Genomic DNA, 15,445 nt, shown 5'->3' on the forward strand with positions numbered 1-15,445 from the left:
GCAGTCTAAATAGTAAGTCAATCCATAAACTTTGCTTTTTGCAGTGCCACAAGGATCAGCGGGATGAGCACCAGCTGAGCCACGATGCCCGGCACGGCGGTGAGCAGCGCACCGGACAAAAACGCGCTGAACGGGAAGCTGGAACCGGTCAGGCCGGCCAGCACAAAGCGTACCGCACCCCAGACCAAACGGCCTGCCACCATGGCGGTGACGAGAGAAGCGTACATCATGGACACGGTGTGCTTCACCTTGTGCCAGAGCACGCCGGACACAAGGCCGTAGGCGGCCAGCTCAAAGGCCATGGCAATGGCGATGGGGAACATCGGCGGCATGCCGAACAGCACCGACCGCACCAGCGGAGCAATGAAGCCCACGGCAAGGCCCCATGGGCCGCCCAGCACAAAGCCGCACAGCAGAATGGGAAAGTGCATCGGGCACAGCATGTTGCCCACCTGCGGCACATGGCCGGTGATCATGGGCAGCACAAAGGCCAGTGCAAGGAACAGTGCAGCCAGCACGAGGCTGCGGGTGGTGGAATGGGGGTTCGTTTTCATAAAAAGCTTCCTCCTTTGGCCAGACAAAAAAGAGGTCTGCCCGGCTTACAAGCCAACGGCAGACCCCTTCGTGGTGTCTATAGCAGCAAAAATAAGATGGCAGAACGCAAAGGCCCCCTGTGGGCTTTGCGCTGCACCGCTGCGTAAGCGCAGCGGTGGATAAAATGCTCCATCAGGATGGAGAACACGGGCTTCTGTCCGCACACCCGGCTTCGTACCGGAATCTGTGAAAATTATAGCAGACTTGGCTGGTGCACGTCAAGCTACAATGCTGGTTTTGTCCATCTGTGCCCGAATCCATGCGAAAAGGTGATTGGCTATAAAAAGGAACAGGACAGCAAATAACAACATGGCCGGGATAAAGAGCAGCGTTTGTACAGTGTCTGAAAAACGTGCAAGAAACGGCATGTTATGATAGGTGGGGAAGATCACCGCAGCTTGATTCAGATAGATGGCAAGAGAAAGTTTTTCGCCGCAGGCGAAAAATTTGTGGTTGAACAAAGCAGGGATGCCTTTTCCGGAAAGACAAAAAGCAAGAAAAACGATAAACAGCAGGTGTGCGGCATAGCTGTCGCGGGCAAGCCAGAACAGTACAATGAGCAGCGCAGAAAGCAGAAAAGCAGCACAGTCAGAAAGCTTTGTTCGGATAAATTCAGAAAGTGCAAGAAGAGGACGATGAACCATCATGCCAAGGCAGAGCGCACCGAAAGCGCGAATAAGAGGGCCGGAAAGGAAGTTGCCTACCCCACCCCAATACTCCACAGTGTGGGTGCCAAATGCATTGGAAAAGTAAGTGAAAGAGCAAATCGCGGTGAGCGGACAGATCACATTCAGGGTGATTTGATCATCCTTTGTCATAAGTGCAAACAGGATGTGAGAGGCAACGATCAGAGTGGACAACTGCCAAAGCGGATAATTGATGCCGCCAGAAAACACGCCGATGCTCTGTACAAGCAGGACTTCTGGAACTGCATTAGCAAAATCAGAGAGGAAACGGATGGGATGAAGCAGATCGGCAGACTTGAAAGAAATAAAAAGGATGAGAAAGGCCAGCAGATAATAAGGGTAGATCCGCTTTAAGCGGCTGGCGGTGTAAGAAAGTGCATCGCCGTGATATTTACCGCTGTAAAAACTATTGACGAGAAAAAAGCCGGAGAGAATAAAAAACAGCTCAACGATCAAGTCGCTTGAAAGGACAGAACCTTTGAAGTGTCCGCACGCAATTGAGAGGGCAAAAAGAATTTTAAGGAAGTCGATGCTATAATTTCGTTCCATGATATCCTCCAGTGAAAATAAAAGGCAGCGTAAAACGGCTTTTAAAATATTGTACAGCACCTGATCGTTTAATGTCAATCAAGACAGCGGAAAGAAAAAAGGGCGGTCAAGGGGCTGCATGTTCCTGCAATTTGACCAAAAAGCGGCAAATTTCCATGGATATTTCCCCGCGTGTGTACATTTTGCATGAAGAAGCTTGACCTTTTTGCATAGAATAGCTAATATAAACTTGAAAAAGAGCGCGCTGCGGGCAGCAGGACTGCACCGGCGCTGACGAAAGGCTTTTTTGAACATGTGCAAATCTGAGGTTCATACGGGAGGACCATCATGACAAATGCAGAAAAACTTACTCTGGCCAAGCACGCCTGCCACATCCGCATGGGCGTGATCGAGGGCACGCACAGCGCAAAGTGCGGCCATCCGGGCGGCAGTCTGGATATCGCCGAGCTGCTGAGCTACCTCTATTTCGTGGAAATGAACATTGACCCGAAGGACCCCAAGAAGGCCGACCGCGACCGTCTGGTGCTGTCCAAGGGCCATGCTGCACCGGCACTGTATGCAGCGCTGGCAGAGCGCGGCTATTTCCCGGTGGAAGACCTTAAGACCCTGCGTAAGATCGGCAGCTATCTGCAGGGCCACCCCAACATGAACGAGACCCCGGGCGTGGATATGTCCACCGGCAGTCTGGGTCAGGGCATCTCTGCCGCCTGCGGCATGGCACTGGGCGCCAAGCACGCCGGCAAGCCCATCAACGTCTACACCATCCTGGGCGACGGCGAAGTGGAAGAGGGCGAGTGCTGGGAAGCCTTTATGTTTGCCGCACACTACGGCCTTTCCAACCTGTGCGTTGTGCTGGACCGCAACCATCTGCAGATCGACGGCACCACCGAGACCGTGATGAACAGCGCCCCGCTGGAAGAGAAGCTGAAGGCCTTCAACTTCAATGTCGTCACCATCGACGGCCACGACTACGACCAGATCGAAGCCGCCATGCAGGCATTCCATGCAGAGACTGCAAAGCCCACCTGCATCATCATGGACACCACAAAGGGCAAGGGCGTTTCCTATATGACCAACTCTGTGGACTGGCACGGCAAGGGCCCCAACGATGACGAGTACAAGATCGCAATTGAGGAACTGAACGCCGCATACGCCGCGCTGGAGCAGGAGGAAAACTAAGATGGCAGATGTGAAGAAGATCGCTACCCGTGAAAGCTACGGCAACACCCTGAAGGAGCTGGCCGCCGAAGGCCACGAGGATCTGGTGGTGCTGGACGCAGACCTTGCTGCTGCTACCAAGACCGGCATGTTCCGCAAGGCTTACCCGGATCGTCATTTTGACTGTGGCATTGCCGAGGGCAACATGATGGGCGTGGCTGCGGGCCTGTCCACCATGGGCTACGTGCCCTTTGTTTCCAGCTTTGCCATGTTCGCCGCCGGCCGTGCCTTTGAGCAGGTGCGCAACTCTATTGGCTATCCCCACCTGAACGTGAAGATCGGTGCCACCCACGGCGGCATCTCGGTGGGCGAGGACGGCGCTTCCCATCAGTGCTGCGAGGACTTTGCCCTCATGCGCAGCATCCCCGGCATGACCGTGATCTGCCCCGCCGACGATGTGGAGGCCCGCGCCGCTGTGCGTGCTGCCTACGCAATGGAAGGCCCCGTCTATCTGCGCTTTGGCCGTTTGGCTGTGCCTGTGTTCCACGATGCCGAGAACTATCACTTCGAGATCGGCAAGGGCGAGCAGATCACCGAGGGCAGCGACATTGCCATCATCGCCACCGGCCTGATGGTCAACGAAGCCCGCATTGCTGCGGAGCAGCTGGCCGCTGAGGGCATCCATGCCCGGGTCATCAACATCCACACCATCAAGCCTCTGGACGAGGAAATTGTCCTCAAGGCTGCAAAGGAGTGCGGCAAGGTCATCACCGCCGAGGAGCACAACGTCATCGGCGGTCTGGGCGAGGCCGTCTGCGCCGTGCTGAGCGAGAAGCTGCCCACCCCTGTGCGCCGCGTAGGCGTGCAGGACGTGTTCGGCTGCTCCGGCCCGGCATGGGACCTGCTGAAGTTCTACGGTCTGGATGCTGCCACCATCTGCAAGACTGCCCACGAAATGCTGGGCAAATAAAACTGTCCGGAATATTATAAGAGCTGAAGGGCTGCTGCACGTTCGTTCAAAAGAATGTGCAGCAGCCCCTTTTTGCGTTCATTCTTCGCCCAGCAGCTTTGCACGGCTGGCGTATACAGCGGTAAATACCTCCCGCAGCCGTTGGATCTCGGGGCGCGGGTCGTCCCGCAGGGTCAGCAGACAGGTGTCCGGCAACGGCAGCTGCAGCGGCAGATACCATGCCGCCGGAAAGGCCGGGTATTTCATCGGGCACAAAAACATGCCGCGCCCAGCAAGCAGATCGTTGTAAACACATTCGTAGTTTTCCACCATGTGCCAGCTTGGTGCGGAAAACGGCAGGCCGGGCTGAACAACGGCAAGATCCACCATTTCCTGATACAGCGGCTCATAAAACAGCTGCTGTCCGGCAAGATCGGCCAGCGCCAGAGTGCTGCGCCCTGTGAGCGGGTGCTCCGGCGATATGATCAGGTAAAAGGTGTTGTGCAGGATGGGGGTGCGCTCGATCTCCGGCTGCAGCGGCCCAAAGGGCAGATAGAGGGCTGCGTCTGCCTCGCTGCAGAGCATTTCGTGGGGGTTGCGTGACACGGGCCGAGTGTCCACCGCAAACTCATATCCCGGCAGCGCGGCGTGCAGCCGTGCCATCAGGATGGGGTAGATGGGGTCCCGCTGCAGCAGCACAGGCGGAAGACGCAGGGTCAGTGTGCGCCGCCGGGCAAAGCCCTTCAGTGCGGTGCGGGCGTTCAGCATGCTGCGGTAGATCTCTGCCGCACGGGGCGCAAAAGCCCGGCCGGCCTCGGTCAGGGCCACCTGGGTGGTGCTGCGGGTGAACAGGGCAAGATCCAGCTCTTTTTCCAGATTGCGGATCTGGTAGCTCAGGGCGGGCTGGGTGCAGTACAGCTCCCGGGCGGCGGCGGTAAAATTCAGCGTCCGGCTCAGGGTGAGAAAACACAGCAGCTGGCGGTCGTTCATGGGCGAAACCTCTCCTTTCCCGGCGGGCAGAATAAGATTGCTTTCAGTATAGCACATCAATGGAGACTGATAAAGAGCTTTTATCACTGTGGCAAAAATTTTTTGTTTCCATTTTACTTCGTTATATTTTATACTAAGTGTCGGAGCGGGATAAAAATCCCGCAGAAACGAGAAGAAGAGAAGAAAGAAAAAGGAGCAAACAAGATGGAAAAGATCTCCCGCAAAGGCTTTCTGAAAGTTGCCGCTGCCGCCGCAATGAGCGGTGTCACCGCCGGCGCTCTGGCTGCCTGCAACTCCGCAAGTTCCTCCGGCACTGCGGCATCCGCTTCCGGCGATGCCGTCTACACCCCCGGCACATACACCGGCACGGCTACCGGCATCGGCGAGGTGAAGGTCACCATGACCTTCAGCGAGACCGCTATCACCGATGTGGTCATCGATGCTTCCAACGAGACCGAGAGCATCGGCGGCGTGGCTGCTCCCACCCTGCAGGATGCCATCATGGCGGCACAGAACGCTGAGATCGACAATGTTTCCGGCGCCACCGTCACCACCAACGCGGTCAAGAAGGCTGCCGCCAGCTGCATCGAGCAGGCTATGGGCGTTGCTTCCGAAGAGCCTGCTGCAGATACCGCCGGGGATACCGGCGATGACTGGCTGGGCGAAGAGCCGGACGTGCAGGCCAGTGAGACCCAGGACTTTGATGTGGTCATCATCGGCGCCGGTCTGTCCGGCGTCTGCGCTGCCCGTGCGGCTGCCGAGGAGGGCGCAAAAGTTGCCATCGTGGAAAAGAGCTCTTCCTTCAACTGCCGCAGCGGCGAGTATGCCCTGCTGAACGGCAGCCTGAACAAGCGCTGGGGCCGTGAGAACATCGTGGACGAGGATGTTGTGGTCGACCGCCTGATGCGCGAGTGCACCTACCGCAACAAGCGCTCCATCCTGAAAAAGTGGGCTTCCCATGCACACGAGGTCATGGACTGGTTCATCGAGGCTTACCCCGAGCTGACCATCTGCGACTCCACCCGTGAGGCCGTGACCCAGGAGCAGTTCGACAAGGGTATTCTGGTGCCGCTGGCATGGCCTCAGCCCGAGCACTACGATTACCGCAACGAAGAGTTCCCCACCTTCCCTTCCAGCATGGAGTTCCGCTCTTCCCGCAAGGATCAGCAGGGCTTTATAGTGGAAGCCAACCTGAACAAGGCCGTTGAGAACGGTGCACAGACCTTCTTCGGCTGCTTCGGCACCAAGCTGCTGAAGGACAGCGACGGCCGCGTGACCGGCGTGATCATCCGCGACGCACAGAATGACAACAAGTACATCCAGCTCAACGCTTCCAAGGGCGTGATCCTGGCTACCGGCGACAACTCCGGCGACGAGAAGATCATGAAGCATTTTGCTCCCGAGATCGTGGAGAAGAAGATCGCCAACATGGGTGCCATGGGTATGCTGGGCGTTGACGTGGAGGGCAAGACCGTGGAGACCGGCGACGGCCTGCGCATGGGCGCATGGATCGGCGCAAAGGTGCAGGATTTCCACGCACCGATGACCCACCACATGGGCAGCGGCATGGGCGTGACCCCCTTCCTGCAGATCAACAAGCGCGGCGACCGTTTCATGAACGAGTGCATCCCCGGCCAGCAGCTGGAAAACCAGATCGAGCTGCAGCCCGAGTGCACCTCCTTCCAGCTGTACGACTCCAAGTGGGGCGAAGAGGTGCCCTACATGCCCGCAAACCACGGCGGCCTGTGCTACATCATCCCCGAGGATGAGGATGAGTCCAACCCCAACTACACCGACCGTCAGTACACCAAGATCAGCGCAAAGGCCGAGGCTTACCAGTTCAAGGCCGATACACTGGAAGACCTGCTGACCCAGTGCGGCTTTGAGGGCGATGCACTGGATAATGCACTGGCTTCCGTCGAGCGCTACAACGAGCTGGCCAAGGCCGGTTCCGACGATGACTTCGGCAAGCCCGCAAGCCGGATGTTCGCGCTGGAGAATCCCCCGTACTATGCATGCCAGTGGGGCACCACTTCCATGCTGGTGTGCGTGGGCGGCCTGGAGAGCGACGAGAACTGCCACACCTTCACCGAGGAGGACCCCGCCAGCCCCAAGCGCGACATCATCAAGGGCCTGTATGTCTGCGGCAATGTGCAGGGCAGCCGCTACGCAGTGGAATACCCCATCTGCATGCGCGGCATCAGCCACAGCCTGTGCGTCTACTACGGCTACATCGCCGGCAAGAACTGCGTGGCCGGTGTCTGATACCCTGCTGACAGAACACTGAAATAAGCGTTTCCCTGCCCGGAGCAGTATTCTTTCTTCCTGCTCCGGGCTTTTTTGTGCCCCAATGTGACCCGGTTACGGAAAAACCCTGGTATTTGGGGTATACTGATGCCATAAGAACAATCACGAACGAACCCTTTCAGGAGGTAGAAATATGGCAGTTGTTACGATCACGAAGGAAAATTTTGAGCAGGAGGTACTGCAGAGCGCAAAGCCTGTCCTGCTGGACTTCTGGGCCAGCTGGTGCGGCCCCTGCCGCATGCTCAGTCCCGTTGTGGACGAGGTGGCCGAGGAGCGCACCGATGTGAAGGTGGGCAAGGTGAACGTGGACGAGCAGCCGGAGCTGGCCGGCCAGTTCGGCGTGATGAGCATCCCCACCCTGCTGGTGTTTGAGCAGGGCAAGCTGGTGCGTCAGGCCGTGGGTGCCCGCCCGAAGGCCAGTGTGCTGGAGCTGCTGGGGTAAATATGCGTGCTGAAAAGGAGCTGTTGCGCCATGCAACGGCTCCTTTTCTTCTTTTCCCTGTACAAACGCACAGAAAAATCGTATCATTGAGTTGAAAACACCGTCACTTTCCTACTTTACAACTTTACCTAGATAAAGTAAAATAAACTCAAGTAAGAAATGGGGGAACCGACAATGGAATTCAGCCTTGCAAACCTGCAGCCCAAGGAGCGCGCCTCCTTTGCGCTGCGCGCCTTGTACGAAGCGGCGGGCTGCCGCAAGTATCATATGGGCCGGTTTGAGGAGTACGGCCTGTATCAGGAGAACCGCAGCTTTTTGTCGTCCGAGCAGGTCATCACCTTTACCGATCTGGATGGCCGTCTGCTGGCCCTCAAGCCGGACGTGACCCTCTCCATTGCCAAGACGGCGCAGCCCACCCCCGGCGAGACCCTGTGCTACTACTATCACGAGAACGTCTACCGCCCTTCCGCCGAGAGCCACACCTTTAAAGAGATCAGCCAGATGGGCCTTGAGATGCTGGGCGCGGTGGGCGAAGCACAGGTGCAGCAGGCGGTGTGTCTGGCGGCGCGGTCGCTGGATGCGCTGGGGGCCGAGTGGGTGCTGGAAGTGAGCCACATGGGCTACCTGTTCGGCCTGTTCGACGCGCTGGGCGTGCCGGATGCCGCCCGCGCAAAGCTGCTGGAAAAGCTGCGGGAGAAAAACGCCCACGAGCTGCGGGCCGCCGCCGGAGCTGCCGGTTTTGCCGATGCCGCCGATACCCTGTGCAGCGTGCTGGATCTTTCCGGTGCTTATGCCGAAACGATGGAAAAGGCTGCTGCCCTGTGCAAAAACGATGCCATGCGCGCAGCGGTGGCCGAGCTGAAAGCGCTGGCTGTGCCGCTGGAAAAGGCGGGCGGCGTGATCCGGCTGGACATGACGCTGGCCGGTGAGATGGAATACTACAACGGCCTTGTGTTTCAGGGCTACCTGAAAGCCCTGCCCCGCCCCCTGCTCAAGGGCGGCCGCTACGACCTGCTGATGCAGAAGTTCACCCCCGGTGCCGGTGCCATCGGCTTTGCGGTCTATCTGGACGAGCTGGACCGCCTGAGCGCCCCGTTGCCGCCGGTGCAGAAGAACAGCACCGACAGGGTGATGCTGAACGTGGCTCTGCCCAAGGGCCGTCTGGGCGATAAGGTGTATAACCTGCTGGCGGGCATCGGCTATGGCTGCCCGGAGGACTACAACGCCACCCGCAAGCTGGTGGTGGAAAACCCGGAGGCCGGCATCCGCTACTTCCTCGTCAAGCCCAGCGACGTTGCCATCTATGTGGAGCACGGCGCCGCCGATGTGGGCATCGTGGGAAAGGACATCCTCACAGAGGCTTCTGCCGATGTGTACGAGCTGCTGGACACCGGCCTTGGCAAATGCCGCATGTGCGTTGCCGCCCCGGCCGATTACAAGGACGACCCCAGCCGCCCGGTGCGGGTGGCCACCAAATTCGTCAACATCGCAAAGAGCTACTACGCATCCATGGGGCGGGACATCGATATCATCAAGCTGAACGGCTCCATTGAGCTGGCCCCCATTCTGGGCCTTTCGGACGTCATCGTGGATATCGTGGAGACCGGCACCACCCTGCGGGAGAACGGCCTGAAGGTGGTCACCGAGTTCATGCCCATCTCGGCCCGATTCATTGCCAACAAGGCCAGCTACCAGTTCAAGCACGCCGAAATGGACACCATGCTGGAAAAGCTGCGGGCGGAACTGCAGAACAAGGAGGAAGCAAAATGATCAAGCTGTATCACTTCGACGAGCTCAGGCCCGAAGAGATCCTGAACCGCGATATCCGCGCGGAAAAGAACGTGGAGGACGTGGTGGACGGCATCATTGCCGATGTGCGCGCCCGGGGCGATGAAGCCCTGAAGGATTATGCGCTGAAATTTGACGGCGCGAAGATCGATGCCCTGCAGGTGACGCAGGAGGAGATCGACGAAGCCTTTGCGGGCATGGACCCCTACTTTCTCGAAACGCTGCGCGAAGCCGCCGCCAACATCGAGAGCTTCCACCGCCAGCAGGTGCACAAGAATTTTGTGGTGAACGATAAGCCCGGCATCGTGCTGGGCCAGAAATATACCCCCATTGAAAAGGCCGGTGTCTATGTGCCCGGCGGCACGGCGGCCTATCCCTCCACCGTGCTCATGGACGTGATCCCGGCAAAGGTGGCAGGCGTGTCCGAAATCGTCATGACCACCCCCGCCGGCAAGGACGGCAGGGTGAACCCGGTCATCCTTGCCGCCGCTGCCACCGCAGGCGTGACCAAGATCTTCAAGACCGGCGGCGCACAGGCTGTGGCGGCTCTCGCCTACGGCACCCAGAGCATCCCCGCGGTGGATAAGATCGTTGGCCCCGGCAACATCTACGTTGCCACCGCCAAGCGCAAGGTGTTCGGCAAGGTGGGCATCGATATGATCGCCGGCCCCAGCGAAATTCTGGTGCTGGCCGACGGCGGCTGCAACCCTGCATGGGTGGCAGCAGACCTGCTGAGTCAGGCCGAGCACGACAAACTGGCAAGCCCCGTTCTCGTCACCGACAGCCCGGAGCTGGCCAAGGCCGTGCAGGCGGAGCTGGAGGTGCAGATCCCGCAGCTGCCCCGTGCCGCTATCGCCCGCGCCAGCGTGGACGACAACGGCAAGATCATCCTCTGCACCGACCTGCACAAGGCCATTGAAGCCTGCAACATCATTGCACCGGAACATCTGGAAGTGTGCGTGGAGGACCCCTTCGGCGTGCTGAACGAGATCAAAAACGCAGGCAGCATCTTCCTTGGCCGCAACGTGCCGGAAGCGCTGGGCGATTACTTTGCAGGCCCCAACCACACCCTGCCCACCAGCGGCACCGCCCGCTTCTCCAGCCCCTTGGGCGTAGACGACTTTGTAAAGAAGTCCAGCTTCCTCTACTACACCCGGGAAGCGCTGGGCGAAGTAGCCCCCCGCATCGCCGATTTTGCCGAGCGCGAGGGTCTGCACGCCCACGCCCGCAGCGTGACCATCCGGTATGAGAAGTGACCCTCTCAGGCGCTTGCGCGCCAGATTCCCCTTTTTGTCACCCGCGGTGACATCTTCCCCCGGCCGGGGGAAATCTTTCCTCGAAGGGGAGCTTTGAGAGTGGAAACCGTAAGATGCAAAAAAGCTCCCCCTTCGGGGGAGCTGGCAAAGCCGTAAGGCTTTGACTGAGAGGGTTTTTATATGAGTCGTTTTCTTTCTCCCACGCTGGCCGCTGTCACCCCCTACACCCCGGGTGAGCAGCCGCAGGATCAGCAGTACATCAAACTGAACACCAACGAAAGCCCCTATCTGCCCTCCCCGGCGGTGATCGCTGCCGTGAGCGAGCACGAGGTGGAAAAGCTGCGCCTTTACTCCGACCCCGCCTGTGCCGACCTGCTCAAGGCGGCCGCAGCCCACTTCGGTTTGCAGCCGGAGCAGATCATGCCCGGCAACGGCAGCGACGAGAACCTCTTCTTTGCCCTGCGTGCCTTCTGCGACGCAGACCACCCGCTGGCCTATGCCGACATCACCTACGGCTGCTACGGCGTGTGGTGTGGGCTGATGCATATTCCCAGCCACATCATCCCGCTGAAAGAGGATTTCACCCTTGACCCGAAGGATTACTACGGCCTGAACCAGACCATCGTCCTTGCAAACCCCAACGCCCCCACCGGCATTGCACTGCCCCGGGCGGAAATTGAGGGCATCTTAAAGGCAAACCCGAACAATGTGGTCATTGTGGACGAGGCCTATGTGGACTTTGGCGGCGAGAGCTGCGTGCCCCTCATCGACCAGTACGAGAACCTGCTGGTGGTGCAGACCTTTTCCAAGTCCCGGCAGCTGGCCGGTGCGCGTCTGGGTCTTGCCATGGGCAATGCAAAGCTCATTGCCGACCTGAACCGGGTCAAGTTCAGCCTGAACCCCTACAACATCAACCGCCTGACCCTGAAGGCCGGGCAGGCCGCGCTGGAAGACACCGCTTATTTTGACAGGACCCGCGCCGCCATCGTGGACACCCGCGCATGGACAAAACAACAGCTGGAACAGCGCGGATTTGCCGTGCTGGACAGCCGCTCCAACTTCCTGTTTGCAAGTACCGACAGGAAAGACGGTGAAACACTCTACAAGAAGTTGAAGAAAAACGGCATTCTGGTGCGCCATTTTGACGCGCCCCGCATCCAGAACTGGCTGCGCATCACCATTGGCACGCCGGAACAGATGCAGACGTTTATGGAAACGCTGGATAAGATCATGGAGGAATGAACCATGCCGAACCGAATGATCTCGCTGGAACGCAACACCAATGAGACCCAGATCGACCTTACCCTTGATCTGGACGGCACCGGCCGCTACGAGGTGGACACCGGGTGCGGCTTTCTGAACCACATGCTGGAGCTGTTCGCCCGCCATGGCCGTTTTGACTTAGTGCTCACCTGCCACGGCGATGTGCAGGTGGACTACCACCACACCACCGAGGATGTGGGCATTGCACTGGGTCAGGCCTTTGCACGGGCGCTGGGCGATATGCGCGGTATCCAGCGCTACGGCAGCTTTTATCTGCCCATGGATGAAGCGCTGATCCTGTGCGCCGTCGATCTTTCGGGCCGCTGCACTCTGAACTGGGATGTCCGTTGCAGCACCGAAAAGGTGGGCGATTTTGACGTGGAGTGCGCCAAGGAATTCTGGCTGGGCTTTGCCCGCAGCGTGCCCGCCACGATCCACTTTGTACAATTTGCGGGAGAAAATACACACCACATCCTCGAGGCCTGCTTCAAGGGCGCAGGCCATGCACTGGGCGCGGCCGTGAAGATCGACGAAGCCCACAAGGACGAAATTCCTTCCACGAAAGGACTGCTGGTATGATCGCAATTATCGATTATGGCGTGGGCAACCTGTTCAGCCTGAAGTCCAGCCTGAAGCAGCTGGGGCTGGAAGCCGTTGTGACTGCGGACGCGGACATCATCCGCAAAGCCGACCGGCTCATCCTGCCGGGCGTGGGCGCTTTTGCCGATGCCATGGCCAAGCTGGAGGCGATGGGCCTTGTACCGGTCATGAAAGAAGAAGCCGAAAGGAAGCCGCTGCTGGGCATCTGCCTTGGCATGCAGCTGCTGTTTGAAAAGAGCTACGAGTACGGTGAGCACGAAGGCCTTGGCTTTGTGAAGGGCGAGGTCTGCCCGCTGGAGCCCGACCTTGCGGACAAGAGCCTGAAGGTGCCGCAGATCGGCTGGAACGCCTTGCACATTGTAAAGGACGACCCGCTGTTCAAGTACATCCGTGAGGGAGAATACGTCTATTACGTCCACAGCTACTACGGCAAGAACTGTACGGAGAGTACACTGGCTGTGAGCGATTATTCCATTCCCGTCACCGGCGCGGTGCGGGCAGGCAGGGTGTACGGCACCCAGTTCCACCCGGAAAAGAGCGGGGATACTGGCCTGCGCATTCTGAAAGCATTTGCGGAATTGTAAGGAGAAAAATTATGCAGCTTTTTCCAGCCATTGACCTGCGGGGCGGCAAGGTGGTGCGCCTGACGCAGGGCGACTACAGCCGCATGACCGTCTACGGCGAGGATCCCTGTGCACAGGCGCGGGAGTTCCTTGCAGCGGGGGCCAAAAATCTGCACGTCGTCGATCTGGACGGCGCAAAGGACGGCACCCTATCCAACTACGATACCATTGCCGCGCTGGCAAAACAGGGCGGCTTATACATTGAGGTGGGCGGCGGCATCCGCACCGAGGAGCGCATTGAAACATATCTTTCCCTCGGCGTGGGCCGCTGCATCCTGGGCAGCGTGGCGGTGACGGATTTTGCCTTTACCGCCCGGATGCTGAAAAAATACGGCGATAAAATTGCCGTGGGCGTGGACGCAAAGGACGGCTATGTGGCCATCCATGGCTGGAAGGAAGTGAGCGCCGAGCCGGGCGTGGACTTCTGCAAGCGGCTGGCCGCCGCCGGATGCACCGCCATCATCTACACGGACATTGCCTGCGACGGTGCCATGAGGGGCACGAACCTCGGCCTGTACCGCACGCTTGCCAAAGAGGTGCCCGGCGTGGCCTTTACGGCCAGCGGCGGCATCTCGTCCGAAGCAGAGCTTCTGGAACTGAAAAAAATGGGCACTGCCGCTGCCATTTTAGGCAAGAGCCTGTACACCGGCGCACTGGACCTTGCGCGCTGCGTGCAGCTGGTGCAGGAGTGAACGGAGGGGAAACGACATGATCACCAAACGCATTATTCCCTGCCTTGATGTGCGCAATGGCCGCGTGGTCAAGGGCACGAACTTTGAAGGCATCCGGGATGTGGCCGACCCGGTGGAAATGGCCCGCATGTATAACGCTGCCGGTGCCGACGAGCTGGTGTTCTACGATATCACCGCCAGCTTCGAGGGCCGGGCACTGTTTACGGATATCCTGACCCGCGTCGCCAGCGAAATTTTTATCCCGCTCACGGTGGGCGGCGGCATCAACACGCTGGAAGACTTTGACCGGGTGCTCAAGTGCGGCGCGGACAAGGTCAGCGTCAACTCGGGCGCATTGAAGGACCCCGGCCTTATCCCGGCGGCAGCACAGCGCTACGGCAACCAGTGCGTGGTGCTCTCTGCCGATGTGAAGCGGGTGGACGGCCAGTTCCGGGTGTTCGCCAAGGGCGGGCGCGAGGACACCGGCCGGGATGCACTGGACTGGATCAGCTGGTGCGTGGACCACGGCGCAGGCGAGATCTGCCTGAACAGCATCGATACCGACGGCGTGCGCAGCGGCTTTGACCTTGAGATGCTGGATGCAGTTGCGGCGCGGGTGAACGTGCCCATCATTGCCAGCGGCGGCGCAGGCAAAAAGGAAGACTTTCTGGAGCTGTTCCACCACAAGGGCATCGACGCAGGCCTTGCGGCGGGCATCTTCCACCAGAAGCTGCTGACCATCCGGGATCTGAAGGAATACCTCAACGCAAACGGCGTGGAGATGCGGCTGTAACGCCGGGGCATTTCTCCCCGGCGCGGGGAGAAGCCGTAACGCGAAACTGGATTTCCGCAAAAACAACCCACAAACTCTTGCGTTTGCGCACCGAATACGCTAAACTAGTAATATCCCCATCCGGGGAGGGAGAACCGTTATGAATCTGAAATTTGATGAAAAGGGCCTGATCCCTGCCATTGTGCAGGACCACTACACCAAAGAGGTGCTCACCCTCGCTTACATGAACGCCGAGACGCTGGCGCTCACCATCGCCGAGGGCCGCACTGTGTTCTGGAGCCGCAGCCGTCAGGAGATCTGGCGCAAGGGCGAGACCAGCGGCAATGTGCAGCGGGTGGTGTCCATCACCGCCGACTGCGATGCCGATGCACTGGTGGTGGAAGTGGTCAAATCCGGCCCCGCCTGCCACACCGGCGCCGAGAGCTGCTTCTTCAACGAAGTATACGTCTCGCCGGAGCTGAAGCAGTTCAGCTGGCAGGGCCTGTACCAGCTCATCAAGGGCCGCAAGGATAGCCCCAAGGAGGGCAGCTACACCACCTACCTGTTCGAGAAGGGCAAGGAGAAGATCCTGAAAAAGGTGGGCGAAGAGTGCACCGAGGTCATCATTGCGGGCGAAAAAGAGGATAAGGAAGAGACCGTTTACGAGATCAGCGATCTTGTCTACCATGTTCTTGTGCTGATGGTCAGCGCCGGCATCACGGTGGAGGATGTGACCCGTGAACTGGAAAAACGTCACGTCATTGACCACAAGGTCAAACAGGAAAGGATGCAGTGAA

At 58.9% G+C, this 15,445-nt stretch carries 15 protein-coding genes; 12 read left to right on the top strand and 3 right to left on the bottom strand.

Annotation, left to right across the window (positions count from 1 at the left end; translation table 11 throughout):
• Window positions 1-17 precede the first annotated feature (17 nt).
• Both QZL71_RS00305 and QZL71_RS00310 read right to left on the bottom strand, forming a co-directional pair.
• Window positions 18-554 carry an ECF transporter S component gene (locus QZL71_RS00305; protein ID WP_294647264.1) on the bottom strand — a complete coding sequence of 179 codons (537 nt, stop codon included), beginning with the start codon at window positions 552-554 and terminating at the stop codon, window positions 18-20.
• A 258-nt stretch (window positions 555-812) separates the two neighbouring features.
• Window positions 813-1,829, bottom strand: coding sequence for an acyltransferase family protein (locus QZL71_RS00310; RefSeq protein WP_294647266.1), 1,017 nt, complete (start codon window positions 1,827-1,829; stop codon window positions 813-815).
• Window positions 1,830-2,156: 327 nt separating this feature from the next.
• On the opposite strand from QZL71_RS00310, the gene QZL71_RS00315 reads away from it, so the two are divergent.
• Complete coding sequence (locus QZL71_RS00315; protein WP_294647267.1) at window positions 2,157-3,008, top strand: transketolase; 852 nt, start codon at window positions 2,157-2,159, stop codon at window positions 3,006-3,008.
• 1 nt (window position 3,009) lies between these two features.
• Window positions 3,010-3,957, top strand: coding sequence for a transketolase family protein (locus QZL71_RS00320; protein ID WP_294647268.1), 948 nt, complete (start codon window positions 3,010-3,012; stop codon window positions 3,955-3,957).
• 78 nt (window positions 3,958-4,035) lie between these two features.
• On the opposite strand, the gene QZL71_RS00325 is transcribed toward QZL71_RS00320, so the two are convergent.
• Window positions 4,036-4,926, bottom strand: a complete 891-nt coding sequence (locus QZL71_RS00325) for a LysR family transcriptional regulator (protein WP_294647269.1) — start codon at window positions 4,924-4,926, stop codon at window positions 4,036-4,038.
• Between the two features lie 204 nt (window positions 4,927-5,130).
• On the opposite strand from QZL71_RS00325, the gene QZL71_RS00330 reads away from it, so the two are divergent.
• The 10 genes from QZL71_RS00330 (at window position 5,131) to hisIE (ending at window position 15,444) form a co-directional block, all read left to right on the top strand.
• A complete protein-coding gene (locus QZL71_RS00330; RefSeq protein ID WP_097781151.1) occupies window positions 5,131-7,191 on the top strand; it encodes an FAD-dependent oxidoreductase in 2,061 nt (686 codons plus the stop codon).
• Window positions 7,192-7,366: 175 nt separating this feature from the next.
• A complete protein-coding gene (gene trxA, locus QZL71_RS00335) occupies window positions 7,367-7,675 on the top strand; it encodes a thioredoxin (protein WP_120080388.1) in 309 nt (102 codons plus the stop codon).
• Between the two features lie 174 nt (window positions 7,676-7,849).
• Entirely contained in the window at window positions 7,850-9,445 is a 1,596-nt protein-coding gene (gene hisG, locus QZL71_RS00340; protein ID WP_294647271.1) for an ATP phosphoribosyltransferase, read from the top strand.
• Entirely contained in the window at window positions 9,442-10,719 is a 1,278-nt protein-coding gene (hisD, locus tag QZL71_RS00345) for a histidinol dehydrogenase (RefSeq protein WP_294647273.1), read from the top strand. The genes hisG and hisD overlap by 4 nt, the downstream gene beginning before the upstream one ends.
• 180 nt (window positions 10,720-10,899) lie before the next feature.
• On the top strand, window positions 10,900-11,961 hold the full coding sequence (gene hisC / locus QZL71_RS00350; RefSeq protein WP_154260062.1) for a histidinol-phosphate transaminase: 1,062 nt from the start codon (window positions 10,900-10,902) through the stop codon (window positions 11,959-11,961).
• Window positions 11,962-11,964: 3 nt separating this feature from the next.
• On the top strand, window positions 11,965-12,561 hold the full coding sequence (gene hisB, locus QZL71_RS00355) for an imidazoleglycerol-phosphate dehydratase HisB (protein WP_097774580.1): 597 nt from the start codon (window positions 11,965-11,967) through the stop codon (window positions 12,559-12,561).
• Entirely contained in the window at window positions 12,558-13,166 is a 609-nt protein-coding gene (hisH, locus tag QZL71_RS00360; protein ID WP_294647275.1) for an imidazole glycerol phosphate synthase subunit HisH, read from the top strand. The genes hisB and hisH overlap by 4 nt, the downstream gene beginning before the upstream one ends.
• 11 nt (window positions 13,167-13,177) lie before the next feature.
• On the top strand, window positions 13,178-13,897 hold the full coding sequence (gene hisA / locus QZL71_RS00365; protein ID WP_294647277.1) for a 1-(5-phosphoribosyl)-5-[(5-phosphoribosylamino)methylideneamino]imidazole-4-carboxamide isomerase: 720 nt from the start codon (window positions 13,178-13,180) through the stop codon (window positions 13,895-13,897).
• A gap of 16 nt (window positions 13,898-13,913) precedes the next feature.
• On the top strand, window positions 13,914-14,669 hold the full coding sequence (gene hisF, locus QZL71_RS00370; protein WP_154260055.1) for an imidazole glycerol phosphate synthase subunit HisF: 756 nt from the start codon (window positions 13,914-13,916) through the stop codon (window positions 14,667-14,669).
• Window positions 14,670-14,808: 139 nt separating this feature from the next.
• Window positions 14,809-15,444 carry a bifunctional phosphoribosyl-AMP cyclohydrolase/phosphoribosyl-ATP diphosphatase HisIE gene (gene hisIE, locus QZL71_RS00375; RefSeq protein ID WP_294647278.1) on the top strand — a complete coding sequence of 212 codons (636 nt, stop codon included), beginning with the start codon at window positions 14,809-14,811 and terminating at the stop codon, window positions 15,442-15,444.
• Window position 15,445: the final 1 nt, after the last annotated feature.

The sequence above is a fragment of the uncultured Faecalibacterium sp. genome, from assembly GCF_900066275.1.
GTDB classification, from domain to species: Bacteria; Bacillota; Clostridia; order Oscillospirales; family Ruminococcaceae; genus Faecalibacterium; species Faecalibacterium taiwanense.

Coding starts and splice junctions, on each gene's coding strand:
- QZL71_RS00305 (WP_294647264.1), bottom strand. CDS start 554: ATGAAAACGAACCCCCATTCCACCACCCGCAGCCTCGTGCTGGCTGCA.
- QZL71_RS00310 (WP_294647266.1), bottom strand. CDS start 1,829: ATGGAACGAAATTATAGCATCGACTTCCTTAAAATTCTTTTTGCCCTC.
- QZL71_RS00315 (WP_294647267.1), top strand. CDS start 2,157: ATGACAAATGCAGAAAAACTTACTCTGGCCAAGCACGCCTGCCACATC.
- QZL71_RS00320 (WP_294647268.1), top strand. CDS start 3,010: ATGGCAGATGTGAAGAAGATCGCTACCCGTGAAAGCTACGGCAACACC.
- QZL71_RS00325 (WP_294647269.1), bottom strand. CDS start 4,926: ATGAACGACCGCCAGCTGCTGTGTTTTCTCACCCTGAGCCGGACGCTG.
- QZL71_RS00330 (WP_097781151.1), top strand. CDS start 5,131: ATGGAAAAGATCTCCCGCAAAGGCTTTCTGAAAGTTGCCGCTGCCGCC.
- trxA (WP_120080388.1), top strand. CDS start 7,367: ATGGCAGTTGTTACGATCACGAAGGAAAATTTTGAGCAGGAGGTACTG.
- hisG (WP_294647271.1), top strand. CDS start 7,850: ATGGAATTCAGCCTTGCAAACCTGCAGCCCAAGGAGCGCGCCTCCTTT.
- hisD (WP_294647273.1), top strand. CDS start 9,442: ATGATCAAGCTGTATCACTTCGACGAGCTCAGGCCCGAAGAGATCCTG.
- hisC (WP_154260062.1), top strand. CDS start 10,900: ATGAGTCGTTTTCTTTCTCCCACGCTGGCCGCTGTCACCCCCTACACC.
- hisB (WP_097774580.1), top strand. CDS start 11,965: ATGCCGAACCGAATGATCTCGCTGGAACGCAACACCAATGAGACCCAG.
- hisH (WP_294647275.1), top strand. CDS start 12,558: ATGATCGCAATTATCGATTATGGCGTGGGCAACCTGTTCAGCCTGAAG.
- hisA (WP_294647277.1), top strand. CDS start 13,178: ATGCAGCTTTTTCCAGCCATTGACCTGCGGGGCGGCAAGGTGGTGCGC.
- hisF (WP_154260055.1), top strand. CDS start 13,914: ATGATCACCAAACGCATTATTCCCTGCCTTGATGTGCGCAATGGCCGC.
- hisIE (WP_294647278.1), top strand. CDS start 14,809: ATGAATCTGAAATTTGATGAAAAGGGCCTGATCCCTGCCATTGTGCAG.